Annotated in this window: 28 protein-coding genes, 3 tRNA genes and 1 pseudogene; 10 read left to right on the top strand and 22 right to left on the bottom strand. The window is 69.4% G+C overall.

The features are described from left to right. The 3 genes and pseudogenes from IEY81_RS24580 to rplJ all read right to left on the bottom strand — a co-directional run. A pseudogene (locus IEY81_RS24580) lies at window positions 1-112 on the bottom strand (ABC transporter ATP-binding protein); the annotation flags it as partial. Window positions 113-512: 400 nt separating this feature from the next. Beyond that, window positions 513-902 (bottom strand): 50S ribosomal protein L7/L12, encoded by a 390-nt coding sequence (gene rplL / locus IEY81_RS23105; RefSeq protein WP_189120845.1) that lies wholly within the window; start codon window positions 900-902, stop codon window positions 513-515. Between the two features lie 92 nt (window positions 903-994). After that, entirely contained in the window at window positions 995-1,576 is a 582-nt protein-coding gene (gene rplJ / locus IEY81_RS23100; protein WP_189120844.1) for a 50S ribosomal protein L10, read from the bottom strand. Window positions 1,577-1,822: 246 nt separating this feature from the next. Between rplJ and IEY81_RS23095 the strand changes: the two genes are divergently transcribed. Both IEY81_RS23095 and IEY81_RS23090 read left to right on the top strand, forming a co-directional pair. Next, a complete protein-coding gene (locus IEY81_RS23095; RefSeq protein WP_189120843.1) occupies window positions 1,823-2,812 on the top strand; it encodes an aldo/keto reductase in 990 nt (329 codons plus the stop codon). 149 nt (window positions 2,813-2,961) lie between these two features. Next, window positions 2,962-4,164, top strand: a complete 1,203-nt coding sequence (locus IEY81_RS23090) for an MFS transporter (RefSeq protein ID WP_229788106.1) — start codon at window positions 2,962-2,964, stop codon at window positions 4,162-4,164. Here the strand turns inward: IEY81_RS23090 and IEY81_RS23085 are convergent. The 8 genes from IEY81_RS23085 to rplK form a co-directional block, all read right to left on the bottom strand. After that, entirely contained in the window at window positions 4,144-4,854 is a 711-nt protein-coding gene (locus IEY81_RS23085; protein WP_189120842.1) for a maleylpyruvate isomerase family mycothiol-dependent enzyme, read from the bottom strand. The genes IEY81_RS23090 and IEY81_RS23085 overlap by 21 nt on opposite strands. A 9-nt stretch (window positions 4,855-4,863) precedes the next feature. Continuing rightward, window positions 4,864-5,739, bottom strand: a complete 876-nt coding sequence (locus IEY81_RS23080; RefSeq protein WP_189120841.1) for a phosphotransferase family protein — start codon at window positions 5,737-5,739, stop codon at window positions 4,864-4,866. 108 nt (window positions 5,740-5,847) lie between these two features. Continuing rightward, complete coding sequence (locus IEY81_RS23075) at window positions 5,848-6,609, bottom strand: amino acid ABC transporter ATP-binding protein (protein ID WP_189120840.1); 762 nt, start codon at window positions 6,607-6,609, stop codon at window positions 5,848-5,850. Continuing rightward, the gene (locus IEY81_RS23070; protein ID WP_229788105.1) at window positions 6,609-7,427 is read right to left on the bottom strand and encodes an amino acid ABC transporter permease; all 819 of its coding nucleotides are present in this window, start codon (window positions 7,425-7,427) and stop codon (window positions 6,609-6,611) included. Before IEY81_RS23070 ends, IEY81_RS23075 begins: the two co-directional genes overlap by 1 nt. After that, on the bottom strand, window positions 7,424-8,215 hold the full coding sequence (locus tag IEY81_RS23065) for a transporter substrate-binding domain-containing protein (RefSeq protein ID WP_189120839.1): 792 nt from the start codon (window positions 8,213-8,215) through the stop codon (window positions 7,424-7,426). Before IEY81_RS23065 ends, IEY81_RS23070 begins: the two co-directional genes overlap by 4 nt. A gap of 78 nt (window positions 8,216-8,293) precedes the next feature. After that, complete coding sequence (locus IEY81_RS23060; RefSeq protein WP_189120838.1) at window positions 8,294-9,856, bottom strand: carboxylesterase/lipase family protein; 1,563 nt, start codon at window positions 9,854-9,856, stop codon at window positions 8,294-8,296. A 154-nt stretch (window positions 9,857-10,010) separates the two neighbouring features. Beyond that, complete coding sequence (gene rplA / locus IEY81_RS23055; protein ID WP_189120837.1) at window positions 10,011-10,727, bottom strand: 50S ribosomal protein L1; 717 nt, start codon at window positions 10,725-10,727, stop codon at window positions 10,011-10,013. Window positions 10,728-10,789: 62 nt separating this feature from the next. Further along, window positions 10,790-11,218 (bottom strand): 50S ribosomal protein L11, encoded by a 429-nt coding sequence (gene rplK / locus IEY81_RS23050; protein WP_189120836.1) that lies wholly within the window; start codon window positions 11,216-11,218, stop codon window positions 10,790-10,792. Window positions 11,219-11,460: 242 nt separating this feature from the next. Between rplK and IEY81_RS23045 the strand changes: the two genes are divergently transcribed. Continuing rightward, the gene (locus IEY81_RS23045; RefSeq protein WP_189120835.1) at window positions 11,461-12,654 is read left to right on the top strand and encodes a lytic murein transglycosylase; all 1,194 of its coding nucleotides are present in this window, start codon (window positions 11,461-11,463) and stop codon (window positions 12,652-12,654) included. A 446-nt stretch (window positions 12,655-13,100) separates the two neighbouring features. Here IEY81_RS23045 and nusG read toward each other — a convergent pair whose 3' ends face one another. From nusG to IEY81_RS23030, 3 genes are all read right to left on the bottom strand, one after another. Further along, the gene (gene nusG / locus IEY81_RS23040) at window positions 13,101-13,916 is read right to left on the bottom strand and encodes a transcription termination/antitermination protein NusG (RefSeq protein WP_229788104.1); all 816 of its coding nucleotides are present in this window, start codon (window positions 13,914-13,916) and stop codon (window positions 13,101-13,103) included. Window positions 13,917-13,978: 62 nt separating this feature from the next. Next, window positions 13,979-14,227 carry a preprotein translocase subunit SecE gene (secE, locus tag IEY81_RS23035; protein ID WP_189120833.1) on the bottom strand — a complete coding sequence of 83 codons (249 nt, stop codon included), beginning with the start codon at window positions 14,225-14,227 and terminating at the stop codon, window positions 13,979-13,981. 45 nt (window positions 14,228-14,272) lie between these two features. After that, window positions 14,273-14,345 (bottom strand) — tRNA-Trp (locus IEY81_RS23030). 151 nt (window positions 14,346-14,496) lie between these two features. On the opposite strand from IEY81_RS23030, the gene IEY81_RS23025 reads away from it, so the two are divergent. From IEY81_RS23025 to rlmC, 5 genes are read left to right on the top strand one after another with little or no spacing between them, the layout of a single operon-like run. Then, window positions 14,497-15,780, top strand: coding sequence for an aspartate aminotransferase type Ic (locus IEY81_RS23025; protein ID WP_189120832.1), 1,284 nt, complete (start codon window positions 14,497-14,499; stop codon window positions 15,778-15,780). Further along, window positions 15,777-16,841 (top strand): adenosine deaminase, encoded by a 1,065-nt coding sequence (locus IEY81_RS23020; protein ID WP_268244515.1) that lies wholly within the window; start codon window positions 15,777-15,779, stop codon window positions 16,839-16,841. Before IEY81_RS23025 ends, IEY81_RS23020 begins: the two co-directional genes overlap by 4 nt. 15 nt (window positions 16,842-16,856) lie before the next feature. Next, window positions 16,857-17,450: a DUF4190 domain-containing protein gene (locus IEY81_RS23015; protein ID WP_189120831.1), complete on the top strand. Its 594-nt coding sequence runs from the start codon at window positions 16,857-16,859 to the stop codon at window positions 17,448-17,450. A 3-nt stretch (window positions 17,451-17,453) separates the two neighbouring features. Continuing rightward, entirely contained in the window at window positions 17,454-17,858 is a 405-nt protein-coding gene (locus tag IEY81_RS23010) for a DUF4190 domain-containing protein (RefSeq protein ID WP_189120830.1), read from the top strand. Window positions 17,859-17,861: 3 nt separating this feature from the next. Further along, the gene (gene rlmC / locus IEY81_RS23005; RefSeq protein WP_189120829.1) at window positions 17,862-18,974 is read left to right on the top strand and encodes a 23S rRNA (uracil(747)-C(5))-methyltransferase RlmC; all 1,113 of its coding nucleotides are present in this window, start codon (window positions 17,862-17,864) and stop codon (window positions 18,972-18,974) included. On the opposite strand, the gene IEY81_RS23000 is transcribed toward rlmC, so the two are convergent. Further along, window positions 18,971-19,327, bottom strand: coding sequence for a DUF6223 family protein (locus IEY81_RS23000; RefSeq protein WP_189120828.1), 357 nt, complete (start codon window positions 19,325-19,327; stop codon window positions 18,971-18,973). The genes rlmC and IEY81_RS23000 overlap by 4 nt on opposite strands. Before the next feature lie 169 nt (window positions 19,328-19,496). Between IEY81_RS23000 and IEY81_RS22995 the strand changes: the two genes are divergently transcribed. Next, window positions 19,497-20,606 carry a sensor histidine kinase gene (locus IEY81_RS22995; RefSeq protein ID WP_189120827.1) on the top strand — a complete coding sequence of 370 codons (1,110 nt, stop codon included), beginning with the start codon at window positions 19,497-19,499 and terminating at the stop codon, window positions 20,604-20,606. Continuing rightward, window positions 20,603-21,274, top strand: coding sequence for a response regulator (locus IEY81_RS22990; protein ID WP_189120826.1), 672 nt, complete (start codon window positions 20,603-20,605; stop codon window positions 21,272-21,274). The genes IEY81_RS22995 and IEY81_RS22990 overlap by 4 nt, the downstream gene beginning before the upstream one ends. On the opposite strand, the gene IEY81_RS22985 is transcribed toward IEY81_RS22990, so the two are convergent. From IEY81_RS22985 to IEY81_RS22955, 7 genes are all read right to left on the bottom strand, one after another. Further along, window positions 21,252-22,271 carry a UDP-N-acetylmuramate dehydrogenase gene (locus IEY81_RS22985; protein ID WP_189120825.1) on the bottom strand — a complete coding sequence of 340 codons (1,020 nt, stop codon included), beginning with the start codon at window positions 22,269-22,271 and terminating at the stop codon, window positions 21,252-21,254. The two genes, IEY81_RS22990 and IEY81_RS22985, sit on opposite strands and share 23 nt — an antisense overlap. Continuing rightward, window positions 22,264-22,662 carry a MaoC/PaaZ C-terminal domain-containing protein gene (locus IEY81_RS22980; RefSeq protein ID WP_189120824.1) on the bottom strand — a complete coding sequence of 133 codons (399 nt, stop codon included), beginning with the start codon at window positions 22,660-22,662 and terminating at the stop codon, window positions 22,264-22,266. The genes IEY81_RS22985 and IEY81_RS22980 overlap by 8 nt, the downstream gene beginning before the upstream one ends. After that, window positions 22,662-23,069 (bottom strand): FAS1-like dehydratase domain-containing protein, encoded by a 408-nt coding sequence (locus IEY81_RS22975; protein WP_189120823.1) that lies wholly within the window; start codon window positions 23,067-23,069, stop codon window positions 22,662-22,664. Before IEY81_RS22975 ends, IEY81_RS22980 begins: the two co-directional genes overlap by 1 nt. A 236-nt stretch (window positions 23,070-23,305) precedes the next feature. Then, entirely contained in the window at window positions 23,306-23,476 is a 171-nt protein-coding gene (gene rpmG, locus IEY81_RS22970; RefSeq protein ID WP_091042824.1) for a 50S ribosomal protein L33, read from the bottom strand. A gap of 46 nt (window positions 23,477-23,522) precedes the next feature. Continuing rightward, window positions 23,523-23,596 (bottom strand) — tRNA-Met (locus IEY81_RS22965). Between the two features lie 50 nt (window positions 23,597-23,646). Beyond that, window positions 23,647-23,719, bottom strand: a tRNA-Thr gene (locus IEY81_RS22960). A gap of 73 nt (window positions 23,720-23,792) precedes the next feature. Beyond that, entirely contained in the window at window positions 23,793-25,223 is a 1,431-nt protein-coding gene (locus IEY81_RS22955; RefSeq protein WP_189120822.1) for an amidase, read from the bottom strand. Window positions 25,224-25,235 lie beyond the last annotated feature (12 nt).

Here is a 25,235-nt window from a genome sequence, read left to right as displayed (position 1 = left end):
GACCCAGCATCACGCTGATCTCGCCCGCAGGCAGAGTCAGCGTGACGTCTTTCCAGATGAGTTGCTTGCCGAAGCTCTTGGTCAGCCCATCGATCTTTACGTCTACACCCATCCGGGCCGGCTCCCTTCCATGTTCGCGCGGGGGTCTCCCTCAAGTCCCCTGCCCGACTAACGGCGGAATGTGACGGGGGTTACGCATTGCCTGCGACACGCGTCACACATTTGTAAACCATAGTGGCCTGCGAACGGCGACGATGATCACCACCCGAGACGAAATCCCCCGGCGGGCACGAGCGATCGGATTGCGACGTTTCGTCCCCGGTATGTGTTCAAGATAACCAAACAAGTCGCGGGCGGCTACTCCTGAGTAGCCACCCGCGGTTGGATCGATCGCACCACAGCGCTGACGCCTGGCCGATCTGTTGTGGAACTGTTTCCACAATGTATCGAGCCCGGGACCGGCGGACATCCGCCGAGCCCGGGCTCGATGAAGACGGGCCGTAGCCCTCAGATCACTTGACGGTGACGGTGGCGCCGGCGGCCTCGAGGGCCTCCTTCGCCTTGTCAGCGGTCTCCTTGTTGGCGGCCTCGAGGACAGCCTTGGGGGCACCCTCGACGAGCTCCTTGGCCTCCTTCAGACCGAGGGAGGTCAGGGCGCGCACCTCCTTGATGACGTTGATCTTCTTGTCGCCGGCGGACTCGAGAATGACGTCGAACTCGTCCTTCTCAGCAGCGGCCTCGGCGGCCGGGGCGCCCGGGGCACCGCCGGCGGCGGCAACCGCGACCGGGGCGGCAGCGGTGACGCCGAAGGTGTCCTCGAAGGCCTTGACGAACTCGGAGAGCTCGATGAGGGTGAGCTCCTTGAAAGCGTCGAGCAGCTCGTCGGTGGAGAGCTTCGCCATGATGGCATTTCCTTTCTTGGTGGCCCCGCGCGGTTTCTTGTCGTAGCGCGTCAGGACCGGGTTACAGGTGGTGTTAGTTACGACCGGGGCCATCAGGCCTCGGCCGGAGCCTCCTCGGCGGCGGCCGGCTCAGCGGCACCACCTGCGAGGATCGAGGGGTCCTCCGCGGCCTTGGTCTCGAGGGCGGCAGCGAGCTGCGCGGCCTTCGAGGGCAGGGCGTTGAAGGCGTAGAGCGCCTGCGACAGCGACGCGGTCATCGCGCCCGCAAGCTTGGCAAGCAGGACCTCGCGCGACTCGAGGTCGGCGAGCTTGCCGACCTCGGCAGCGTCGATGACGTTGCCGTCGAGGTATCCACCCTTGATGACAAGGTTGGGGTTGGCCTTGGCAAAGTCACGCAGACCCTTGGCCGCCTCGACGACGTCACCCTGGATGAAGGCGATCGCGGTCGGGCCGGTCAGCAGGTCGTCGAAACCCTCGATGCCGCTCTGCTTGGCGGCGATCTTGGTCAGCGTGTTCTTGACCACGCCATAGTTGGCGTTCTCACCGAGCGAGCGGCGAAGAGTCTTCAGCTCGCCGACGGTGAGACCACGGTACTCGGTGAGCAGGGCACCGCTCGAGGCGCTGAACTTCTCAGCGATCTCAGCGACGGCAGCCTGCCTTTCAGCCCGCGCCATGGGTCTCCTTCTTCCGGGAATCGATCCCACCGGCGAGGGCCCGTGAACGACAAACGCCCTGAGCGCAGGCTCAGGGCGTGACGTACGATCGCGTCTTGCTCTTCACCTACGCAGGCCGTCCGCACTCTGCGGAACCTTCGATCGGGTGCATGCACACCTGACAACCGGCGGTCTCTGGTTTCGATCAACAATTATGCGTACGTCTCGGGGCACCGCCAAATCGACGGGGACCAGTAGGTTTGCAGCATGGAGAGCCACACCTTCGGAAGGATCGACCGCGCTGCGTCGGTCATCGGTCTCGGCACCTGGCAGCTCGGCGCCGACTGGGGCGAGGTCAGCGAGTCGGACGCGCTGGCGGTGCTGGAGGCCGCGGTCGATGACGGGGTGACCTTCCTCGACACCGCCGACGTCTACGGCGACGGCCGCAGCGAGCAGGTCATCGGTCGGTTCCTGAAGTCCCACGACGACGTCTTCGTGGCGACCAAGATGGGCCGTCGGGTCGAGCAGATCCCCGCCAACTACACGCTGGACGCCTTCCGGGAGTGGCTCGACCGCTCCCGAACCAACCTCGGCGTCGACACGATCGACCTGGTGCAGCTGCACTGCCCGCCGACGGAGACCATCGAGTCCTCGGCCACCTACGACGCGCTCGACACACTCGTCTCGGAGGGTGTCATCGCCGCCTACGGGGTCAGCGTGGAGACCTGCGACCAGGCGCTGGCCGCGATCGCGAGGCCCCACCTGGCCTCGGTGCAGATCATCCTCAACGCGTTCCGGCTCAAGCCGCTCGACCAGGTGCTCCCCGCCGCGGCGGAGGCCGGTGTCGGGATCATCGCGCGGGTGCCGCTGGCCTCGGGGCTGCTCTCGGGGCGCTACTCGGCCTCGACCACCTTCGCCGCCGACGACCACCGCACCTTCAACCGCAACGGCGAGGCCTTCGACGTCGGCGAGACCTTCTCCGGCGTCGACTTCACCACCGGTGTCGAGGCCGCCCAGGAGTTCTCCGCGCTGGTCGCCGAGCACGGGCCCGAGGGCGCCACCCCCGCCCAGGTCGCCCTCGCCTGGGTCGCTCAGCAGCCCGGCGTCACGACGGTCATCCCCGGCGCCCGCAACCCCGACCAGGCCCACGCCAACGCCGCCGCCGGCTCGCTCCCGCCGCTCTCCGACGAGCTGCTCACCGGCGTACGCCGCATCTACGACACCCACTTCCGCGAGGCCGTCCACTCCCGCTGGTGACCACCCCCGCCGAGGCGTCGCCGGCGTCGGCCGAGTGGTCACGACAGTGCCGTCTCGGCCGACCTGCGTGACGCTTCGGCCGACCGGGGTGACGTCTCGGCTGGCGTATAAATAGTGAGCATTGGTAACGAATCGGGCAGAGTAAAGGGGTGACCACGGAGACGACGACCGAGTTCCGGTTCCGAGACATCGCGGTGGTGGCGTACGCACCCTCGATCGTCAGCTCCATGGGCCACGGCGCGGTCATGCCGATCCTGGCCCTGCGGGCCTCCGACCTGGGCGCGAGCGCGTCGACGGCGGCGTTCGTCGTGGCCCTGCTCGGGATCGGGTCGCTGGCCACCTCGCTGCCCGCGGGATCGCTGGTGGCACGGATCGGCGAGCGCCGGACGCTGATGTACGCAGGTGCGCTCGACGCGGTCGCGATGACCGTGGCGTTCCTCAGCAGCTCGGTCGCGGTGCTCGCCATCGCCGTCTTCGTGAGCGGGATGAGCTGGACCGCGTTCCTGATCGCGCGGCAGGGCTTCCTCATCGACGCGACCCCGCCGACACACCGCGCCCGGGCGATGTCGTTGCTCGGCGGGTCGTTCCGGCTCGGCGTGTTCGTCGGGCCGCTGCTCGGCGCCGGACTGATCCACTTCTTCGGGCTCGCCGCGATCTTCCTGTTCGCCGCCGCGATGTCGGTCTGCTCGGCGATCATCGGGGGCTGGATGCCCGAGCTCGGTCGCTCCAGGTCGCGCGAGCAGGGGCACCTGAGCGTACGCAGCGTGCTCTGGGCCCACCGCCGCACCTTCGCCACGCTCGGGATCGCGGTGATCATCATCGGCATCTCGAGGTCCGTACGCACCGGTCTGCTCCCCCTCTGGGCCGACCACATCCACCTGGAGGCGTCGGTCGTCTCGCTCCTTTTCGCCGGCGCCGCGCTCGTCGACATCGCGCTCACGCTGCCGGGCGGATGGCTGCTCGACAACCGCGGCCGTCGGGTCGTGGCGATCCCGGTGGTGCTCGCCGTCGGCATCGGCTGCCTGCTCCTCCCGCTGACCCATGACGCGCTCAGCCTGGGTGCGGTGATGGCGCTGATCGCGCTCGGCAACGGGCTCGGCTCGGGGATCGTGATGACGCTCGGCGCCGATGCCGCACCGGCCGACGGGCGAGCGCAGTTCCTCGGCGGGTGGCGGCTGTGCGGCGACCTCGGCGGCACCGGCGGCCCGCTCCTCGTCTCCGGGCTGGCCGCACTCTTCTCGATCGCGGCCGCGCCGGTCGCGATCGGCGTCTTCTCGCTCGTCGGAACCGTGTGGGTCGGCTACTGGATCGGCCAGGCCGACCGAGCGCGCCTACGGCACGATCGCGCGTGAGAGTGCCTCCGCCAGGGCCGCCCCGTCACCGGTGACGGTCACCTCGGCGGACCGTGGTGACGTACGGCCCCAGAGCAGCAGCGCCAGCTCGCGTGCAGACCCTGCGAGAGCGACCTTCTGCACCGCGTTGGGAGCACCGATCGACCAGCTCCGGTCGACGTCGGTCGCCGTGACCTCGATGAACGTGACGATCTTCCGGATGCGCTTCAGCGCGACCTGCCGCGGGTACATCACGGTCAGCACCTCGTCGACGTCGTCGGCCCACAGCTCCGCGGACACCTCCGGCGCCGCCAGGCCCATCGCCGAGCGGATGTCCCAGAGATGGATCAGGGTCTCGTGCACCTGCCGCCGGAACCAGAACGAGACCGGACCGCGCCCGTCCTCGCTCAGACCGCTGAGCGTCCGACCGATCCGCTCCGGCCCCAGGGTCGCGAGCGTCGTACGCAGCTCGGCGGCCTGCTCCTCGTAGGTCGCGACCAGGTCCAGCGGCACAGGCAGCGGCACCTCGTCCTCGTCGCGCGCCATCGCGGCGGCCCAGTGGTGGATGCCGGCCAGATGGTCGGCCAGGTCCCCCACCGACCAGTCGTCACAGCTCGGCACCGGCAGGTCCGGATCGGCGCGCTTCAGCGCATTGGCGACCTCGGCCTGCAGCTCGCCGAGAATCGTGAGGTAGTCGTCGGGCGTCAGCACGCCCCGACCCTACTGGCAGCGCGGCAGCACCGCTGCGAGTCGCTCCTCGAGCCGGGCCAGCTCGAGCGGATCGTCGATGAACGACGCCCTCTCGGGCGGCGGCAAGAAGCCGACCACGTCCATGACGTCGAAGTACGGCTGCGGGTCACAACCGGTCGCCATGACGTACGCATCGGCGAACCGGTCCGCGACCTCGGTGCCGTGCGTGATCGCGAGGTTGGTCGCGCAGTGGGCGACGTCCAGCCAGGCCGGGCCGATCGAGGTCTCGACCCAGTCGACGATCCCACTGATCCCGCCGTCGGCCCACAGCACGTTGCGCGGCTGGAAGTCGCGATGGATGAAGCACGGCTCGTACGTCGGCGGCTCGCCGCGCAGCAGCGCGAACGCGTCCTCCCACAGCTGCGCGTCCGTGGCCCAGGCCGGCACGACGAACTTCGCCTCCCAAGCCCACGACTGGTAGCCGCGTACCTCGATCGTCGGCTCGGTCGCGTGGATGTCCGCCAACAGACCCGCGAGCCCGGCGATCGAGGCATCGTCCGTGCGCTGGGGCTCGATCGTGCCCGGTAGCAGCGTCATCAGATGAGCCGGATGACCACATCGCTCGCCCGTGGCATCGAGCGCGAGCGACCGCGGAGCGGGCACCGTCGTGTTCACCAGCATCCGCTGGATCTCGCTCTCCCGCGTGGTGAGCGGCTCCCCGTGCGTACGCCACGGTTCGTTGGTCATCAGCCGGAGCACGACCGACTCGTGCCCGCCCACGGTGATCGCCAGCATCGTCGAGGTCCACCCGCCGGAGAGACGACGGACGCCCTCGACCCGCTTCCCCAGCACCTCCTCGACCCATGCGAGCGCAGCAGAGCAGTCGACCTCGGGATCGGTGATCACGCCCGCAGCCTAGGCGGTCTGCTCACCGAGGTGACTCAGCCAGCTGCCGCTTCCTTCGCGGAGTTCCACGAAGGAAGCGCAGCCTGACCGAGGTACCTCGGTGAACGATCAGAGCACCCGGGAGAGGAACGCCTGGGTGCGCTCGTGCTGCGGGTTGCCGAGGACGTCGGCGGGAGCGCCCTCCTCGACGATGACGCCGCCGTCCATGAAGACGACCTTGTCGGCCACCTCGCGGGCGAAGCCCATCTCGTGGGTGACGACCATCATCGTCATGCCCTCGGCGGCGAGGGACTTCATGACCGCGAGGACGTCGCCGACCAGCTCCGGGTCGAGCGCCGAGGTGGGCTCGTCGAAGAGCATCATGTCGGGGTTCATCGACAGCGCCCGGGCGATGGCGACGCGCTGCTGCTGGCCGCCGGAGAGGTGGGCCGGGTAGGCGTCGGCCTTGTCGGAGAGCCCGACCTTCTCCAGGTTGGCCCTGGCGATCTCGACCGACTCGGCGCGGCCGCGCTTCAGCACCTTCTCCTGCGCGACGGTGAGGTTGCGCAGCACCGTCATGTGCGGGAACAGGTTGAACGACTGGAAGACCATCCCGATCCGGGCGCGGAGCGCATCGACGTCCGCGTCCGGGTCGGTGATCTCGTCGCCCTCGACCAGGATGGTGCCGCTGGTCGGCTGCTCCAGCATGTTCACGCACCGCAGCAGCGTCGACTTCCCGGACCCGGAGGGCCCGACCACGCAGACGACCTCACCGCGACCGATGTGGAAGTCGATGCCCTTGAGCACCTCGTTGTCACCGAAGTACTTGTGCAGGTTCTGTACGTCGATGGCCGCCGCGCCGCGGTCCACGTTCACTGTCGTCTCGGTCATCAGCGGGCCTTCCCGGACTTGGCTTCCATACGGCGTACGACGATCGAGAGCGGCACCGTGATCAGCAGGTAGCAGAGCGCGATCGTCACCATCGGGGTCAGGTTGGCGTTGGCGTTCATCGCCTCCCGACCGAAGGCGGTGAGCTCGTACTCGTCCAGCGAGAGCCCCAGGATGTAGACCAGCGAGGAGTCCTTGGTGAGCAGGATCAGCTCGTTGGTCAGCGGGGGCAGGATCACCCGGAACGCCTGCGGCAGGACGATCGTCACCATCGCGCGGGTGTGGGTCATGCCCAGCGTGCGCGCTGCCTCGTACTGCCCCTTCGGCACCGCCTGGATGCCGGCCCGGATCGTCTCGGCCATGTAGGCCCCACCGACCAGACCGAGCGCGAGCGTGACCGTGCCGAGGTTGCCTCCGGGCAGCTGCTTGCCGAAAGCCAGGGAGTAGCCGAGGCCCAGGACCAGGAAGACGACCAGCGCGGGCAGTCCGCGGAAGAGCTCGATGATGCCGGTGGAGATCCACCGGTAGGGACCGACGCTCGAGAGCCGCATCAGCGCCAGGACCAGTCCGAGCGCCAGACCGAACGCGAAACCGCAGGCGGTGTAGATGATCGTGTTCTTCAGGGCGATCACGATCACGTTCGGGAACTGCGCACCCGCGATGTCCAGGTCGAGGAACGCACGCCTGATCTCGCCCCAGTCAGCGATCAGGATGATGAAGAGGACCAGCAGCAGCAGCAGCGCGTACTGGACGTATCGGACGAGCGCCGCGCGTTTGCGCGGCGACATCCGCTTCTTGGGAACCACCGCCGCGTCGGTCACTGCGCGGCAGCCTCCCCGAACCACTTCTTGTAGACCTCGTCGTACGCGGCCTTGTCGTTGATGCCCTTGTTGAGCACGTCGAGCAGCTTGTCGTTGCCGTTCTTCTTGACCGAGAAGCCATAGGCCTCACCGGTCTGGAACTCGCTGGTGATCTCCATGTCGGTGTTCGACTTGACGAAGTCGTAGAGCAGACCGTTGTCGTTGACGCCGGCGTCGGCCTTGCCGCTCTTGACCGCCTGCATCATCAGCGCCGAGTCCTCGAGCGTGATGATCTTGGCGTCCTTGGGAGCGTTGTCCTTGACGTAGTCGGCACCCGTGGTGGCCTCCTGGACCGCGATGGTCTTGCCGCCGAGGTCGTCGAGCGAGGCGAAGCCCGCACCCTTCTTGACGAGGAGCGCCTGGGTGGCCTCGAAGTAAGGCTCGGTGAAGTCCATGACCTTCTCCCGCTCCTCGTTGATCGTCATCGCGCCCGCGGCGACGTCGCACTTGCCCGAGTTGAGCGCCTCGCCGGAGACGATGGTCTCCCAGCCGATGTTGACGACCTCGGTGTCGATCTGCTCGGCCTTGGCCGCGATCTTGAGCACGTCGACGTCGAAACCGACGACCTCGCCGCCCTCGTTGAACTCGAACGGCTTGTAGGGGAGGTGCGTACAGATGGTCAGGGTGTCGGCCTTGACCAGCTTCGCACCCGACGGTGAGGTGCCACCCTCGTCACCGCCGCCGCAGGCGGTGAGTGCGATCCCCAGGGCAGATACGGTCAGGGCCGCAGCAAGCTTCCGCAGATTCATGCGGCGAACTCTACGACGCTTTAGACGCCGCTGACCCGCCACCCCTCAGGGTTACGGGCCAGCGGACTGTGTCGTACGTCACCCGAGGACGTTCCGCCAGAAGGAACAGTTGCTCGCCTCGGCGGTGTCGACCGTCCGGATGCCGTCTGCGCCAGGGGCCAGCTGGAGTACGTCGTCAGAACCCCGGAACGCCGCCCAACGGGGTGCGCCCGGGGCGACCGGGCGGCCGTGGTGGGCGAACGAGGTCCAGTAGGAGACCATCGTGTCGGACAGCTTCGTCTGCGCGGCATCGAGCTCTCCGAGCAGGCCCGGGAAGAGGAACGTCAGCTCGGTGGCGTGCTCGGCACCTTCATCGAATCCCGGTAGGTCGATCAGCGGCGGCGCACCCCGGTCGGCGAACTGATAGGCGAAGACCTTCACCCCGGCGTCGGTGAGCTCCTCGAACGCGTCCTGGTGAGCGCAGGTCGAGAGGCCGCCCGCCGAGTCGGTGCGGATCGCCGCCAGCGCGAGGCGCGGGTCGTCGTAGGCATCGGCCGGGTAGAGGGCGAGAACGGCATCGGCCGCGGGGCCGTAGGTGCTGCGTACGACCTCCTCGTACTTCGTTGCGGTGATCGGCTGCGGATACTCGAGCCCGACGTAGAGGCGCATCTCGTCGAGGGTCGAGCCGTGCAGCACGGGGACCCGGTTGAACCGCCCCGACGCGATCGCCTCGGAGTAGGTGCGGGGCAGCACGCGCGGGTCGCCGACGACCGGTCCGGCGTTGAGACCGCCGGCGGCGAACGCCTCGTTCAGCTCCTTGACCGGAGCCGCCCGCAGGCATGCCGCGACATCGGGGGCGTCCGCGCAGCCGACTGCGCTCGCCAGCCGTTGGCCCTCCGCCTCGGCACCGGCTTCGGTCCTGGAGGGCGACGCGCACGAGCCGCTCTGCGGGATCGCCTTGTGGAACAGCCCGGCCGCCGCCGGCGAGGCGATCTGGGCGCAGGTGTCGATCGACCCTGCGGATTCGCCGAAGACGGTCACGTTGCGACGGTCGCCGCCGAACGCGCCGGCGTTGCGCTGCACCCAGCGCAGCGCGGCCTGCTGGTCGAGCAGCCCGTAGTTGCCGGACTCGTACGTCCCGTCGAGCGCCTGGTGCGCCAACCACCCGATCGCGCCCAGCCGGTAGTTGGCGGTCACCACCACGACGTCACCCTCGACGGCAAGCTTGCTCGCGTCGTAGCTCGAGCTCGATCCGGTGGTGTTGCCGCCGCCGTGGAACCACACCATCACCGGCTTCCGCTTCCCCGGCCGCGTGGGGGTGAAGACGTTGAGGAACAAGCAGTCCTCCTCGTACGTCGTCTCTCCTCCGTACGCCGGGCCGATCTGCGCGCACTGGCTGCCGGGTTCGGTGGCCGGCCGCACGCCGGTCCATCGCGCGGCGGGTGCCGGCGCGCGCCAGCGTCGTTCACCGACGGGTGGCGCTGCGTACGGAATGCCTTGGAAGGTGCGGTAACCGTCGTGGGCGAGGCCCCGGACCAGGCCCTTGTCGGTTGCGACCACCGGGTCGGACGAGCCGGGAGGGGCCGCCGAGGCGGAGGTCAGGCCAGTGAGGACCAGGGCGGCCGAGGCGAGAGCCGGGACGAGAACGCGGAGTCTGAGCACAGATGTTCCTTTCGTCGACCTCCCGAGGCTAGGAGGTCGGCGCCTTCGCCCGGCAGTGCCGGAGGAACAGAAAGAAGACGTACGCAGCGCACAAAATGCACCGAGCGCCGCCGCCCGGTTGGGCAGCGGCGCTCGATCAGCTGGTCGGAGAGGCTCAGGCCTCGTCCTCACCCGTCACATTCTTGATGCGGTTGGGGTCGACCTGGACGCCGGGGCCCATGGTGGTCGAGAGGGTGACCTTCTTCAGGTAGCGGCCCTTGGAGGAGGACGGCTTCAGACGAAGCACCTCCTCGAGAGCAGCGGCGTAGTTCTCAGCGAGCTGGGTCTCGGAGAAGGAGGCCTTGCCGATGATGAAGTGAAGGTTGGCGTGGCGGTCGACCCGGAAGTCGATCTTGCCGCCCTTGATGTCGGTCACGGCCTTGGCCGGGTCCGGGGTGACGGTGCCGGTCTTCGGGTTCGGCATGAGGCCACGCGGGCCGAGCACGCGACCGAGGCGGCCGACCTTGCCCATCATGTCCGGGGTCGCGACGACGGCGTCGAAGTCGAGCCAGCCACCGGAGACCTTCTCGATGAGGTCGTCGCCACCGACGACGTCCGCGCCGGCGGCGCGAGCGGCCTCGGCCTTGTCCGGAGCAGCGGCGAAGACGATGACGCGCATCGTCTTACCGGTGCCGTGCGGCAGGCTGACGGTGCCGCGCACCATCTGGTCGGCCTTACGGGGGTCGACACCGAGACGCATGACGACGTCGACGGTCTCGTCGAACTTCTTCTTGCTGGCACCCTTGGCGATCTTGATCGCGGCCAGCGGGGCGTAGAGCTCGTTCTTGTCGAACTGCTCCGACGCCGCGCGGTAGGTCTTGCTGCGCTGCATGATGATTCCTTAGTGGTTAAGAGGAGATGTGGTTAGCGAGCCAGCGCGGCTCTCCCACGGTTTCAGTCGGTGGTGACGCCCATGGAGCGGGCGGTGCCCTCGACGATCTTCATCGCGGCGTCGATGTCCTCCGCGTTGAGGTCGGGCATCTTGGTGGTCGCGATCTCGCGCACCTGGTCCTTGGTCAGCTTGCCGACCTTGTCCTTGTGCGGGACGGACGAGCCCTTCTTGAGACCGGCGGCCTTCTTGATCAGCTCGGCGGCCGGCGGGGTCTTCGTGATGAAGGTGAACGAGCGGTCCTCGTAGATGGTGATCTCGACGGGGATCACGTTGCCGCGCATGGACTCGGTCTGCGCGTTGTACGCCTTGCAGAACTCCATGATGTTCACGCCGTGCGGACCGAGTGCGGTACCGACCGGCGGGGCGGGGGTCGCGGAGCCGGCCTGCAGCTGCACCTTGACGAGCGCTGCGATCTTCTTCTTCGGAGGCATTCTTGAGATCTCTTCCTTCTCGTGGTCATGACGAAGCCGAACGTTGGTTTTGGCCTCTGCCACCTGCTGTGTTGCTCTCGCAACTTGTCAATTGTCCGTGATCCACCGGAGTTCACGAAATCAGCGAGGCCGACCCACTGAGTGAGACCCGGCGGGTGACGGCCGCCACTCCTCCTGACATACTCCCCCCGGGATTTACAAAGGGAGCCTCGTTGTTGAACAAGCGCCTCGGCAAACTGTCCATGTTCGCCGCACTCGTACCGCTCGCCGCCCTCTCGGCCGCCTGGACCGCTGCCGCCACCGGCGCCGGTTTCGCTCCCGAGGGACCGGTCAAGCTGCCCGGCGGCGAGACCATGGTGACCTCGGTCATCGACCAGCCCGCGAGCGTCACCGAGCCCGCCCCGGCGCAGAGCTCCCACAAGGGCGCCCGCACCGGCACCATCGCCATCGCGCTGGCCAACGGCCGTGACATCCCGATGGCCGCACTGGCCGCCTACCAGCGGGCCTCCGCCGTGGTGACCACCGCCGACCGCGCCTGCGCCCTCGACTGGACGCTGATCGCCGCCGTCGGGATGGTCGAATCCGACCACGGCCGCCTGAAGAGCAGCCGTCTCAACGACTCCGGCCTGGCCGTCCCGGCCATCTACGGCCCCACGCTGAAGACCCCCGCCGGCGACCCAGCCCCGGACACCGACGCCGGCGCCGTCGACGAGCTCACCAGCGGCGACCGCGCCGTCGGCCCGATGCAGTTCGTGCCCTCCACGTGGCCGCTGGTCGCCGTCGACGGGGACGGCGACGGCGTACGCAACCCGCAGGACATCGACGACGCCGCCCTCGCCGCCGCCGTCTACCTCTGCTCCGGCGACGACGACCTCTCCACCCGCGAGGGTCAGCTCGCCGCGCTCGAGCGCTACAACCACAGCAAGGCGTACGTCTCGACCGTGCTGAAGATCGCCAAGGGCTACGCCGACAGCCCCTACGGCAGCGACGAGATCGAGCTCGCCGCCGCCCCCGCGCACGCCGAGCCCGGCCCTGGTCACGGGGAGAAGGCCGGAAAGAAGGGCGGCAAGAACGCCGGCAAGAAGGGTGAGAAGAAGCCGGGGAAGAAGCAGGCCACGGCATCCGCCCCGAAGCCGACGCCCGGCGCCCAGTCCGGCACCAAGCCGAGTGCTTCCCCCTCGACCACCCCCAGCCCCAGCGCCACCCCGACCGACGACGGCAAAGCGGCCACCCGCACCGAGCGCCGCGCGATCTGCGCCGACGAGCTGGCCGCCCGCTTCCCCGACCTCGCCTCCGGCTGGGACACCAACCGCGCCATCGACGCCTGCGGCGTCCGCCTGCTCGGCAAGTCCGTCCCCGAGACCAAAGCCGCCGTCCCGGGTGTCGTCACCGACATCACCGGGTACGTCGAGTGGCTGATCAAGACGATCCCGTAACGCACTCCGCTCAGCGTGTCCGGTGGCTCGACCAGCGGGGGAACCGGAGGTCGAGCTTGTCGAGACCCCCGAACGAAAGCCCAGCGACTCAAAGCCCCGAGGCCGAGGCCACCTGAGCCTCCGCTGGTCGAGCCGCGAGGCCGCTTGCGGCCGAGCGTGTCGAGACCAACACGGTCTCATCGAGCGCCGAGGGGGCCGTGTTGGTCTCGACACGCCTCCGCCTAGCGGCTCCGGCGGCTCGACCAGCGAAGGGACCCACGGCGAGCCAGTCCTGCTGCCGACTCCCGACAAATGCCGAATGCCCGGGCTCGATGCCCGGGCATTCGGTGTGATGAAGCTTCTACGCTGGGTCTCGACCCGCTTCGCGGGTTCGCAGGCTCACCCGCTGCGCTCGCTCGACCTCTTCGCGTTGCGACCCTGCTCGCTTCGCTCGCAGGGCCGCAGGCTCAGACCTTCTCGATCTGGTTGAACGACAGTTCGACAGGGGTCTCGCGGCCGAAGATCTCGACGAGCGCCTTGACGCGCTGCGACTCGGCGTTGAGCTCGGTGATGGTCGCGTGGAGGGTGGCGAAGGGGCCGTCGACGACGGTGACCGAGTCGCCCTCGGCGAAGTCGACGACCTCGACCGGCTTCTTGGCGGTGCCGGTGGCGCCGGAGGTGGCGGTCGCGGCCTCACCGGCGGCGGCAGCCTCGGCCTCGGCCTGGGCGACGACGGCCGGGGCGAGCATGTTCTCGACCTCGGTCATCGACAGCGGCACGGGCTGGTGGCTGTGGCCGACGAAACCGGTGACGGAGGGGGTGTGGCGTACGGCGGCCCAGGACTCGTCGGTGAGGTCCATGCGGACCAGGACGTAACCGGGGAGAACGGTGCGCTTGACCATCTTGCGCTGGCCGTTCTTGATCTCCGGGACCTCCTCGGTGGGGACCACAATCTCGTGGATGTAGTCCTCCATGTTGAGGGAGACGATGCGGTTCTCCAGGTTGGACTTCACCCGGTTCTCCATGCCCGAGTAGGTGTGGATCACGAACCAGTCGCCCGGCTTCGCCCACAGCTCACGGCGGAACGCCTCGAGCGGGTCGTCGTCGGCGGCCTCGGGGGCCTCACCCTCGACGATCTCGTCGAAGGAGCCCTCGGTCTCGGCGGCGTCGCCGGCCTCGCCGGACTCGTCAGCCTCGTCGACCTCGGCCTCTGCAGGCACGTCGGAGGCAGCCTCGGCCGTCTCGAGGACCTCGGTCTCCTCGGTGTAGTCCTGCTCAGACACGTCCTGCTCCAAACCGTTGAATGTGTGTATCGGGTGTGTTCCGCGGGCCGGGGCCCACGCGATCACGCGTCGCGGCCGCCGAACACCCAGAACATCAACTTGCCGAACCCGAGGTCAAGGCCCGCGGTGATCGCCATCATGACCAGGACGAAGACCAGAACCACGATGAAGTACGTCGTGAGCTGCTGCTGCGTCGGCCAGACGACCTTGCGGAGCTCGGCCACGACCTGGCGGTAGAACGTCGGGAGACTGGTGCGCTTCTCCGACTTCTTCTCGTTCGGAGTCGGGACTGCTGCCTTGCTGTCCGTCACGCCGCCACCTTCTCTCGAAACGTTTCCATCGCTGGTCCGGCTTTGCAGGGCACGAGGGACTTGAACCCCCAACCTTCGGTTTTGGAGACCGATGCTCTGCCAGTTGAGCTAGTGCCCTACGGAGGTCTGCATCAACGGCGCGGTTGAGGGCGCAGCTGACCATGTGGGAAGACCACCAACGGTGAGTCTACGCACTGTGCGATGACGCGCACAAAACCGGGGTCGCCGGGGTCGACCTACGGGGTGTGCTGACACATAGGATTGCTGTCATGACCTCAGATCCCCGCCCCCTCGCCGAGCTCTCGCGCGAGGAACTCGAAGCGTTCGCGACGGAGCAGCGCACGGCGTACGACGGCCTGGTCGCCCAGGGCCTGAAGCTGGACCTGACCCGGGGCAAGCCCTCGGCCGACCAGCTCAACCTCTCCGACGGCCTGCTCCAGCTCCCCAAGTCGACGACGGCCCCGGACGGCACCGACACGCGCAACTACGGCGGTCTGGCCGGTGGCATCGAGATCCGTGAGATCTACGCCGAGCTGCTCGGTCTGGAGACCGACCAGCTCATCGCCGGAGGCAACTCGAGCCTCACGATGATGCGCGACACGCTGATGTACCTCTGGCTCCACGGCGGCGTCGACAGCGAGCGTCCGTGGGGTCGCGAGGAGACGGTGAAGTTCGTCTGCCCGGTGCCGGGCTACGACCGCCACTTCACGCTGCTGGAGTGGTTCGGGATCGAGATGGTGACCGTCCCGATGGGTCCCGACGGTCCCGACGCGGACGCCGTCGCCGCCCTGGTCGCCGACGACCCCGCGATCAAGGGCATGTGGCTGGTGCCGACCTACGCCAACCCGACCGGTGACACCACATCGCAGGAGATCGCCGAGCGACTCGCCTCGATGCCGACGGCGGCGCCCGACTTCAAGATCTTCTGGGACAACGCCTACGCGCTGCACCACCTCACCCCGGCCGAGACCAAGACCGCCGACGTGCTCTCGCTGGCCAACGCCGCCGGCCACCCCCACCGTCCGCTGATCTTCGCCTCGACCTCCAAGGTCACCTACGCAGGCGCCGGCGTCGGCTTCTTCGGCGGCTCGAAGGAGAACGTCGCCTGGTGGCTCGGCCACCTCAGCCACGGTGCGATCGGCCCCGACAAGGTCAACCACCTGCGCCACGCGGAGTTCTTCGGCTCCGCCGCGGGCGTACGCGACCACATGGCCAAGCATCGCGAGCTGCTCGCGCCGCGCTTCGCCGCCGTCGAGGACGCCCTCGCCGCCGAGCTCGGCTCGCTCGGTGTGGCGACGTGGACCAAGCCCGCAGGTGGCTACTTCGTCAGCCTCGACGTCCTCCCCGGCACCGCCAGCCGGGTGATCGAGCTGGCCAAGGGCGCCGGCGTCGCGCTGACCCCGGCCGGCTCCGCCTTCCCCGGCAAGGTCGACCCGGAGGACACCAACATCCGGCTCGCCCCCTCGTTCCCGCCGCTGGAGCAGGTCAGCGGGGCCATGGAGGTCGTCACCGTGTGCGTGAAGCTGGCAGCCGCGGAGAAGTTGCTCGCGTGACGTCCGTGTCCACCCCTGCCGACCGGCGCGACCTGCGTACGCTCCCGAAGGCGCATCTGCACCTGCACTTCACCGGTGCGATGCGCCACGAGACCCTGCTCGAGCTGGCGACCCGGGACGGGATCCGGCTGCCCGAGCAGCTGGTCTCGGACTGGCCGCCGACCCTGAGCGCGGCCGACGAGAAGGGCTGGTTCCGCTTCCAGCGGCTCTACGACGTGGCGCGGTCGGTGCTGCGTACGGAGGCCGACATCCGGCGGCTCGTGATGGAGGTCGCCGAGGACGACGTCCGCGACGGCGGGCGGTGGCTCGAGATCCAGGTCGACCCGTCTGGCTATGCGGCGAAGTTCGGCGGCATCACCGCCTTCACCGACCTGGTGCTCTCGGCCGTCGCGGACGCCGAGCGGGAGACCGGGCTCGGGATCGCGGTGATCATCGCCTCCAACCGCACCCGCCACCCACTGGACGCGCGCACGCTGGCGCGGCTGGCCTCGCAGTACGTCGACCGCGGTGTCGTCGGCTTCGGGCTCTCCAACGACGAGCGGCGTGGGCGCACCGAGGAGTTCGACCATGCCTTCAAGATCGCCGAGCGGGCCGGACTGCGGCTGATGCCCCACGGCGGTGAGCTGCGCGGTCCCGAGCACATCCGCACCGTGCTCCACCGGCTGCACGCGACCCGGCTGGGTCACGGCGTACGCGCGGCCGAGGATCCGGCGCTGCTCGACGAGATCGTGCGGGCCGGCGTCGCGCTGGAGGTCTGCCCGACGTCCAACGTCTCGCTCGGGGTCTACTCCGATCTCACCTCGGTGCCGCTCCCGCAGCTGCTCGAGGCGGGAGCGACCGTGGCGCTGGGGGCCGACGACCCGCTGCTGTTCGGGTCCCGGCTGGCGGCGCAGTACGCGACCATGCGAGCCGCCCACGAGCTCAGCGACGAGACGCTCGCCGATCTCGCGCGGATGTCGATCACCGCCTCGACCGCGCCCGAGTCGACCAAGAAGGGGCTCCTCGCCGAGGTCGACGACTGGCTCGAGAAGCCCTCGGAGAGCACGGAACCGCAGAGTTAAGACAGAATGTCGGCCATGACGAACCCGTCCGACGAGCAGAACGACTCGAACCAGCCGGCCGACGCCCCCACTCCGCCTCCGCCGTCGCCCACCGAGCAGACCCCGACCGAGCAGCCGCCGAACCCCTACGGCGGCGCGAGCTACGACCAGAACCCGCCGGTCCCGCCGGCGCCGACGGCCGCCTACGGACAGACCCCACCGCCGGCCGGCTACGGCGCTCAGCCGGGTCATGGTGCTCAGCCGGGCTACGGCCAGGCGCCCTACGGCTCGCCGGCGGCGTACGGCGGCCAGGTCGGCACCCCCGACGGCGGCGCGACCACGTCGATGGTGCTGGGCATCATTGGTCTCGCCGGGTCGATCGTCTGCGGTCTCCCGATCGTCCTCTCGCCGTTCGCCCTGTTCATGGGTCTCGCGGCGAAGAAGCGCATCGACGCCTCCAACGGCGCCCTGACCGGCCGCGGCAACGCCCAGGCAGGGTTCATCCTCGGCATCATCGGCACCGTCCTGCTGGTGCTGTCGATCATCCTCGTCGTGGTGTTCATCATCATCGGGATCAGCGGTGGGTTCGACGGTGGTTCGAGCTACGACAGCTACGACAGCGAGTTCTGAGCGATGACGGACACTCCCCCGCCGGGCTACCAGCCCGCACCCGCGCCGTACGGGTTCCAGCAGCTTCCGCCCCACCCCGAGGCCAACAACGCGATGGTCTTCGGCATCGTCGGCCTGTGCCTCTCGGTCATGTGCGGCGGTCTCGGCGTCTTCGTCGCACCCTTCGGCTGGATCAAGGGCAAGCGGGCGATGGCCGAGATCGACGCCAACCCGACCACCTACGGCGGCCGCGGCAACGCGCAGGCCGGCTTCATCACCGGTCTGATCGGCACGATCCTCGGAGCGCTGTTCCTGCTCTTCTGGGTCGCCTACATCGTCTTCATCATCGTGATGATCGTGGTGACCTCGCGGGAGGCCGACACCACCACGTTCGACAGCATCAACGCGATGCTGAGCACCCGAATCTGACGGATGGACTGCGGCTACTTCACCTCCGGCGCCTGCCGCTCCTGCCGCTGGCTGGAGATGGCCTACGCCGACCAGCTCGCCCAGAAGCAGCGCCGGGTCGCAGATGCTCTCGGCGACGTACGTTGGCAGGAACCGGTCTCCAGCCCGGAGGCCGGTTTCCGCAACAAGGCGAAGATGGTCGTCGCCGGCTCGGCGGAGGCGCCGACCCTCGGGATCCTCTCCCACGACGGTCTCGGGGTGGACCTGCTCGCGTGCCCGCTGCACACGCCCGGCCTACAGGCTTCCTTGCCGGCCCTGTCCCGGTTCGTCACCACCGCCCGAATGACTCCCTACTCGGTGCCGGAGCGGCGCGGCGAGCTCAAGCACGTCATCGTCACCGAGGCGCCGAGCGGGGAGCTGATGGTGCGCTGGGTGCTGCGCTCGACGGAGGCGCTGTCGCGGCTGCGCAAGCACCTTCCGGCGCTGCTCGAGGAGCTCCCGGTCGCGGTCGCCTCGGTGAACGTGCAGCCCGAGCACAAGGCCGTGATCGAGGGCCCCGAGGAGATCTTCCTGACCTCCCGTGAGGCGCTGACGATGGAGGTCAACGGCATCGGCCTCCGGCTGCGTCCGCACTCCTTCTTCCAGACCAACACCGCCGTCGCCGCGGCCCTCTACCGCCACGCCCGCGACCTGGTCTCGGCGGTCTCACCGAGCTCGGTCTGGGACCTCTACTGCGGCGTCGGCGGCTTCGGCCTCCACGTCGCCGCGCCCGGGAGGGCAGTCCTCGGCGTCGAGGCCAGCGAGCAGGCGATCGAGGCCGCCGCCTCGACCGCCGCCGAGCTGGAACTGCCCGGCACACGCTGGGTGGCCGGCGACGCCACCGCGTACGCCCTCTCCGCCGGCTCCGCTCCCGACCTGGTCGTCGTCAACCCACCTCGGCGGGGCATCGGCTCAGCGCTCGCCGGATGGCTGGAGCAGTCGGGTGTCGAGCACGTCGTCTACTCCTCGTGCAACGTCGACACCCTCGCCCGCGACCTGGGCGACATGCCCTCGCTGCGGCCGGTGTCCGCACGCCTGCTCGACATGTTCCCCAACACCGACCACCACGAGGTGCTGCTCCTCCTCGAGCGGCGCTAGGCGACGCGACGGGCCCGGCCGAGGGCGAGCGCGCCGAGGACGATCCCGGCCAGACCCAGGACGATCGCCATACCTCCGCCGACGACGCCGTTGCCCGTGCCGGGGCCGCCGTCGGCGACCAGCAGGTTGACGACGCCGACGACCAGCGCGACCGCACCGCAGCCGAGCGCGACGTACGCGCCGTTGCGGCCGCGGTTTCCGACGCCGCGTACGGCACGGAGCAGGGCCGCGACACCGGCCACCGTGCCGGCCAGCCCGGCGAACGCGGCGAGCGTCGCCCACAGTCGGGCGGTGGTCAGGGTGTAGGCGCCGACCTCGCCGTCGGCAGAGATGAGTAGGTCGTTGAGTGACATCTGAGGCTCCTTCCACGAGTTCCGTTGACACTTCGATCGTCTCGGAGCCGCGCTCCGATGTCGTCCTGCTGACGTGGACTCTTCGGCGCCGCCGCTACTGCATCCGTGGTAGTCGGAAGTCCTGCGCGAGACGGACTCGCGAGCCGGGCGGTGGGCATATCCTGCTCGCATGGCCAGGCGGCGGATCACGGTCGTGGACTGGGTCATCGGCGCGGGAGTGGCCCTGGCCCAGCTGGCCGCTGCCCTGGGCGGGGACCACCCCGGGCCCGCCGATGAGCCTGTCGCCTACGCCGCCCTGGTCGCGAGCGGGTTGCTGCTGGTGGTCCGCCGCCGGGCTCCGGTCGCGGTCCTGCTCGCGAGCGGCGGCTGCGGCCTGGTGTTCCAGGGGCTCGGTCTGGACGTGGCCGTGATCGCGTTCCTCGTGGCGGTCTACGCAGCGGTGCGGGAGGGACACCGGCTGGTCACCGTCGTCGCGGCGGTGCTGATGCAGAGCGGGTTGGTCCTGGTGGCCTACGCGTCCACCGGCGACCTCGGGGCGGCCTCCGAGCAGGCGCGCGGGGCGCTCGAGATCGCGTGGCTGATCGCGGCCGGAGCCGCCGGCGAGGCGCTGCGCCAGGCCGAGCAGCGTGCCGACGAGGCCGAGCGCACCCGGGAAGCAGCAGCGCAGCGCCGGGCCGACGACGAGCGCCTGCACATCGCCCGCGAGCTGCACGACTCGCTCACCCATCAGATCTCGGTGATCAAGGTGCAGTCGGAGGCTGCGGTCCACGTCGCCCAGCGGCGCGGCGACGAGGTCCCCGAGTCGCTGCTGGCGATCCGGGAGGCGGGACGCGAGGCTGCCCGGGAGCTGCGGGCGACGCTCACGGCGCTGCGCGACGACGACCGCGACCCGCCGCGGGGGCTCGAGGACGTACGTGACCTGGTGGGGTCCGCCGGTGCTGCCGGTCTCCAGGTCACGCTGAGCGTCGACGGCCATGCCGGCGCGGTGCCGGTCGCGGTGGGCCGTACGGCCTACCGGATCGTCCAGGAGGCCCTGACCAACGTGACCCGTCATGCCGCAGCGACGACCGCGCTCGTCCACATCGACCATCGACCCGACTCGCTCGCCATCCGGGTCGAGGACGACGGCACCGGCGCCTCTGCGTCGACCGAGCCCGGCGTCGGCCTGCTCGGCATGCACGAACGCGTCTCCGCCCTCGGCGGAGAGCTCCGCTCCCGGCCCCGCGACGAGGGCGGGTTCCTGGTCGAGGCGCGGCTGCCGGTGGAGCGTACGCCGTGATCCGGGTGCTCCTCGTCGACGACCAGCCGCTCATCCGCAGCGGTTTCCGAGCGCTCCTCGACATCGAGGACGACATCGAGGTGGTCGCCGAGGCAGGTGACGGGCTGCAGGCGGTCACGCTCGCCCGCGAGCACCGTCCGGACGTGGCGATGATCGACATCCAGATGCCGGTGGCCGACGGGCTCGAGGCGACCCGACGGATCGCGGGCGACCCGTCCCTGTACGGTGTCCACGTCGTCATCCTGACCAACTACGGCATGGACGAGTACGTCCTGGAGGCGCTGCGCGCCGGCGCAGCCGGCTTCCTCGTCAAGGACGTCCAGCCGGAGGACTTCGTGCAGGCGGTCCGGGTCGCGGCCCGAGGCGACGCCCTCCTCGCGCCGTCGGTGACCCGCACCCTGATCGACCACTACGTCAGCCAGCCCTCTCCCACCGAGGCCCCGCAGGGTCTCGAGGAGCTCACCAACCGGGAGCGCGAGGCGGTCGCCCTGGTCGCCCGCGGACACACCAACGACGAGGTCGCCGAGGCGATGGTGATCAGCGTGCTGACGGCCAAGACGCACATCCACCGGGCGATGACCAAGCTGCACGCGCGCGACCGGGCGCAGCTCGTGGTCGTGGCGTATGAGTCGGGGCTGGTCTCCCCTAGAGCTCCACGCCGAGCATGACGGGCTCGTTGACGAGGACGATGCCGTACGCCGCCTCGACCCCGTCGCGTACCTCTCTCGCCAGGGCGAGCAGGTCCTCGGTGGTGCCGTCGCCGCGGTTGGTGAGGGCGAGGGTGTGCTTGGTCGAGAGGGCGACGCGGGAGTTGCCGTGGCCCTTGGTGAAGCCGGCGTGGTCGATGAGCCAGGCGGCGGAGGTCTTCACGGTGCCGTCGGGCTGGGGGTAGGCGGGGGCGCCGTCGGGGACGTCCTCGGGGGCAACGACAGGGTTGGTGAAGAACGAGCCCGCCGACCAGGTGTCGTGATCGGCCTCGTCGATGACCATGCCCTTGCTGCGGCGCAGCGCCAGGACGGCCTCGCGGATCTGCTTGGACGGCACCCGGGTGCCCTGCCCGACGCCGAGGGCGCCGGCGAGCTGGGCGTAGGCGATCGGGGAGCCGGTGGCGCCGTCGGTGCCGAGGCGGAAGGTCACCTCGAGGACGACGTGGCGGTCGGGCTCGGCCTTGAACCGCGACCAGCGGTAACCGAAGCGGCACTCCTCGGCGGTGAAGGTGCGTGGGCCGCGGAGCTGGCGGTCGAAGACCTTGACCGAGGTGATGGTCTGGGAGACGTCCTGACCGTACGCACCGACGTTCTGGATCGGGGTGGCGCCCACGCTCCCGGGGATGCCGGAGAGCGCCTCGATCCCGCTCCAGCCCTTGTCGACGGCGGTAGCCACGAAGTCGTCCCAGGTCTCGCCGGCGGCCACGGTGACGAGCATCGCCCCGTCGTCGGCGGGGACCGGCGTCACGCCCGTGGTGGCGAGCTTGACGACCGTGCCGGCGAAGCCGGCGTCGGCGACGACCAGGTTGCTGCCGCCGCCGAGGACGAGCACGTCCGTCCCGGCGGCGTCGGCCGCGGTCACGGCCTGGATGATCTGCTCCTCGGTGGTCGCGGTGACGAACTCCGCCGCGGGACCGCCGAGATGGAACGTGGTGTGGTGGGAGAGCAGCTCAGACACGTACGGAGACCTTCGGCATGCCGAGGACCTTCTGGTCGCCGGAGACCACGGTCAGGGCGATCGTCGCGAGGCCGCCCTCGACGGACTTCACGGTGCCGCTGACGGTCACGGTGGTGCCCTCGTCGTCGTCGGGGACGACCACGGGGTTGGTGAACTTGGCGCCGAGGTCGACGACCTCGGCACCGTCGGTCCACTCCGAGACGGCCCGGGCGACCAGCGCCATCGTGAACATGCCGTGGGCGATCACGCCGGGGAGACCGACGGCGGTGGCGACCCGGTCGGACCAGTGGATCGGGTTGAAGTCGCCGCTCGCTCCCGCGTAGCGCACCAGCGACGCCCGGGTCACGGGGTAGGTCTTCGGAGCCAGCTCGGCTCCCGCTTCCAGCGTCATCAGGCGACCTCCGCCGCTCGGTGGACCAGGGTGGCCGAGGTGGTGCACACGACAGCGCCGGAGTCGTCGGTGATCTCGGAGACGGTGCCGATGATGTCGTTGCCGCCGATCTGCCGCACCGACGCCACGCTCAGGGTCGCGGTCAGCACGTCGCCGGGCGCGATCGGACGGGTGTAGGAGAACTTCTGCTCGCCGTGGACGATCCGCGACAGCTCGACCTCGACCTCGTCGAGGAAGGCGTTCATCGCATCGAAGGCGAGCACGATCGGGAACGTCGCCGGGACCGGGTCACCGCTCTCCCAGCCCACGCCGGTGGCGGCAGCGAACTCCCGCACCTTCTCGTCGGTGACCCGATAGGGCCTGGTCGGAGGAAACACGCGCCCTACGAGCGACCCATCAACTGCCATGCGGCCAACTCTAATGGCCTGCCGAGAAGTCGCCCGCGTCGGCCGAGGCGTCACGTACGTCGGCCGAGGCGGCAACCGGCTGACCATTCGGCCGACGTAGGCGACGTCTCGGCCGACCGGCGCGACGTCTCGGCAAAATGACGAACGCCCCGCCTCTCGGCCATCTGGAACTCAGTGGCGGGGGCGGGGCGTTCGGAGCGCTGATCAGCGTCGCGCTCTTACTGTGAAGTGCAGGATCAGCGGGTCTCGCGGTGCGCGGTGTGCTTGCGGCAACGCGGGCAGTACTTGTTGAGCTCGATCCGGTCGGGGTCGTTCCGACGGTTCTTCTTCGAGATGTAGTTCCGCTCCTTGCACTCGGTGCAAGCGAGGGTGATCTTCGGGCGAACGTCGCTGCTCTTGCTGGCCACGGGAGAGTCCTTACGGTGCTGATCGAGGTGATGCGGTCTTTGGCGGTAGCGGGGGCGGGGATCGAACCCGCGACCTCACGATTATGAGTCGTGCGCTCTAACCGCCTGAGCTACCCCGCCTCAACAGGAATCAGGCCCGCAACATTCCTGCTGCGGGTCCCGAACTCCAGAGCCCCTTTACGGAATCGAACCGTAGACCTTCTCCTTACCATGGAGACGCTCTGCCGACTGAGCTAAAGGGGCGTTGCGTGAGAGAACATTACGGCACGCCGCCATACGCAACAAATCGAGGCGACCCCTCTCCGCGAGAGCCACATCATCCCAGGTCAGAGGGGTCCTCGGCAGCCCGATCCGGCTCCCAGATGGGAGCGAATCCCATCGCTTCCTCGAGCTCGTAGGAGAGCTCGAGCAGCATTCGCTCGCGTCCCGGAGCCGCCCCGAACATCATCCCCTGCGGCAGCCCGGCCAGGGTCTGCTGCACGGGCAGCGACACCGCTGGACCTCCGGTGACGTTCTGCCACGGGGTGAACGCGACCCAGTCCATCAGCCGCTTCATCACCAGGTCGTAGGCCTGGCTCGGCGCCAGCCGGCCGAGCTCCGGGGTCTCGTGGGCGACGGTCGGCGTCAGGACGACGTCGTACGCAGCGTGGAACCCCTCCGCGATCGCCTGGGCCTTGCGGAGCCGGACGATGGCGGCGGGCACGTACTTGGCGTTCTTGATCGTGTGCTGCGCCAGGCCGACGGTGAGGTTGTCGAGGCGCTTCCGGTCCCAGGTCTTGCCGCGGAGCGGGCCGGCGTTGACCAGCGCGACCGCGAGGGTGCCCCAGTAGAGGACGAAGTCGTCGGCGAAGGTCTCGGGGACCGGCGGCGCCACGGTCTCGACGGTGTGACCGAGCTCCTCGAGCACCGCGGCGGTCTTCAGCGTCAGGTCGGCGACCTCGGGGCTGGCCTCCCGCCCCAGCGCGCCGGTGTAGACGGCGAAGCGCAGTCGCTTCGACCCCGGGCCGGTGACGTCGCCGATCGGCGGCAGTGAGGTGTGGTGGGCCTTCTCGGCCTCCCGGAAGAAGGCGGCGGTGTCGCGTACGGACCGGGTCAGCACCCCGTCGGTGACGATCTTGAGCGGCAGCAACCCGTAGAGCGGGTCCTGCGGCAGTCGGTCGCGGGTCGGCTTGAGGCCGACCAGGCCGCAGGCGCCGGCCGGGATCCGGATCGAGCCGCCGCCGTCGTTGCCGTGGGCGAGCGGCACCGCCCCGGCCGCCACCAGCGCCCCCGAGCCGGCCGAGGACGCGCCAGCCACCCGGCCGGTGTCCCACGGGTTGCGCACCGCGCCGAGGCGGGCGTGCTCGGCGGTGCCCGAGAAGCCGAACTCGGAGAGCTGGGTCTTGCCCAGCGAGAGCAGCCCGAGCTTGAAGAGCAGCTTGGTCATCTCGCCGTTGCGGGAGGCGGGCGGCATCACGTAGGAGTCGGTGCCGTTGCGGGTGGGCACGCCGGCGACGTCGGTGTTGTCCTTGATCAGCGTGGGCACCCCGGCGAAGAAGCCCGCGCGCGGAGCTCGCGCCTGGACCCGCGCCCGGTCGAACGTGCGGTAGGCCATCCCGCCGAGCGCCGGGTCGACCGCCTCGATCCGGGCGATGGACGCCTCGACCGCCTCCCGGGTGCTGAAGTCGCCGCGACGCAGAGCCTCGGCGACCCCGACCGCGTCGAGGGTGCCGAGCACGTCGTCGGTGAAGGCGTGGACTCGAGCCATGAGTCCAACGTT

It is taken from the genome of Nocardioides luteus (assembly GCF_014648595.1).
GTDB lineage: Bacteria > Actinomycetota > Actinomycetes > Propionibacteriales > Nocardioidaceae > Nocardioides > Nocardioides luteus.
Note: the sequence above shows the minus strand (reverse complement) of the source record. Positions and strands in the feature narration are given on the sequence as shown.

Bases quoted from the DNA above. Each gene is read 5' to 3' on its own strand.
- rplL (WP_189120845.1), bottom strand. From the start codon at position 902: ATGGCGAAGCTCTCCACCGACGAGCTGCTCGACGCTTTCAAGGAGCTC.
- rplJ (WP_189120844.1), bottom strand. From the start codon at position 1,576: ATGGCGCGGGCTGAAAGGCAGGCTGCCGTCGCTGAGATCGCTGAGAAG.
- IEY81_RS23095 (WP_189120843.1), top strand. From the start codon at position 1,823: ATGGAGAGCCACACCTTCGGAAGGATCGACCGCGCTGCGTCGGTCATC.
- IEY81_RS23075 (WP_189120840.1), bottom strand. From the start codon at position 6,609: ATGACCGAGACGACAGTGAACGTGGACCGCGGCGCGGCGGCCATCGAC.
- IEY81_RS23065 (WP_189120839.1), bottom strand. From the start codon at position 8,215: ATGAATCTGCGGAAGCTTGCTGCGGCCCTGACCGTATCTGCCCTGGGG.
- rplA (WP_189120837.1), bottom strand. From the start codon at position 10,727: ATGCAGCGCAGCAAGACCTACCGCGCGGCGTCGGAGCAGTTCGACAAG.
- rplK (WP_189120836.1), bottom strand. From the start codon at position 11,218: ATGCCTCCGAAGAAGAAGATCGCAGCGCTCGTCAAGGTGCAGCTGCAG.
- IEY81_RS23045 (WP_189120835.1), top strand. From the start codon at position 11,461: ATGTTCGCCGCACTCGTACCGCTCGCCGCCCTCTCGGCCGCCTGGACC.
- IEY81_RS23025 (WP_189120832.1), top strand. From the start codon at position 14,497: ATGACCTCAGATCCCCGCCCCCTCGCCGAGCTCTCGCGCGAGGAACTC.
- IEY81_RS23015 (WP_189120831.1), top strand. From the start codon at position 16,857: ATGACGAACCCGTCCGACGAGCAGAACGACTCGAACCAGCCGGCCGAC.
- IEY81_RS23010 (WP_189120830.1), top strand. From the start codon at position 17,454: ATGACGGACACTCCCCCGCCGGGCTACCAGCCCGCACCCGCGCCGTAC.
- rlmC (WP_189120829.1), top strand. From the start codon at position 17,862: ATGGACTGCGGCTACTTCACCTCCGGCGCCTGCCGCTCCTGCCGCTGG.
- IEY81_RS23000 (WP_189120828.1), bottom strand. From the start codon at position 19,327: ATGTCACTCAACGACCTACTCATCTCTGCCGACGGCGAGGTCGGCGCC.
- IEY81_RS22995 (WP_189120827.1), top strand. From the start codon at position 19,497: ATGGCCAGGCGGCGGATCACGGTCGTGGACTGGGTCATCGGCGCGGGA.
- IEY81_RS22980 (WP_189120824.1), bottom strand. From the start codon at position 22,662: ATGACGCTGGAAGCGGGAGCCGAGCTGGCTCCGAAGACCTACCCCGTG.
- IEY81_RS22975 (WP_189120823.1), bottom strand. From the start codon at position 23,069: ATGGCAGTTGATGGGTCGCTCGTAGGGCGCGTGTTTCCTCCGACCAGG.
- IEY81_RS22955 (WP_189120822.1), bottom strand. From the start codon at position 25,223: ATGGCTCGAGTCCACGCCTTCACCGACGACGTGCTCGGCACCCTCGAC.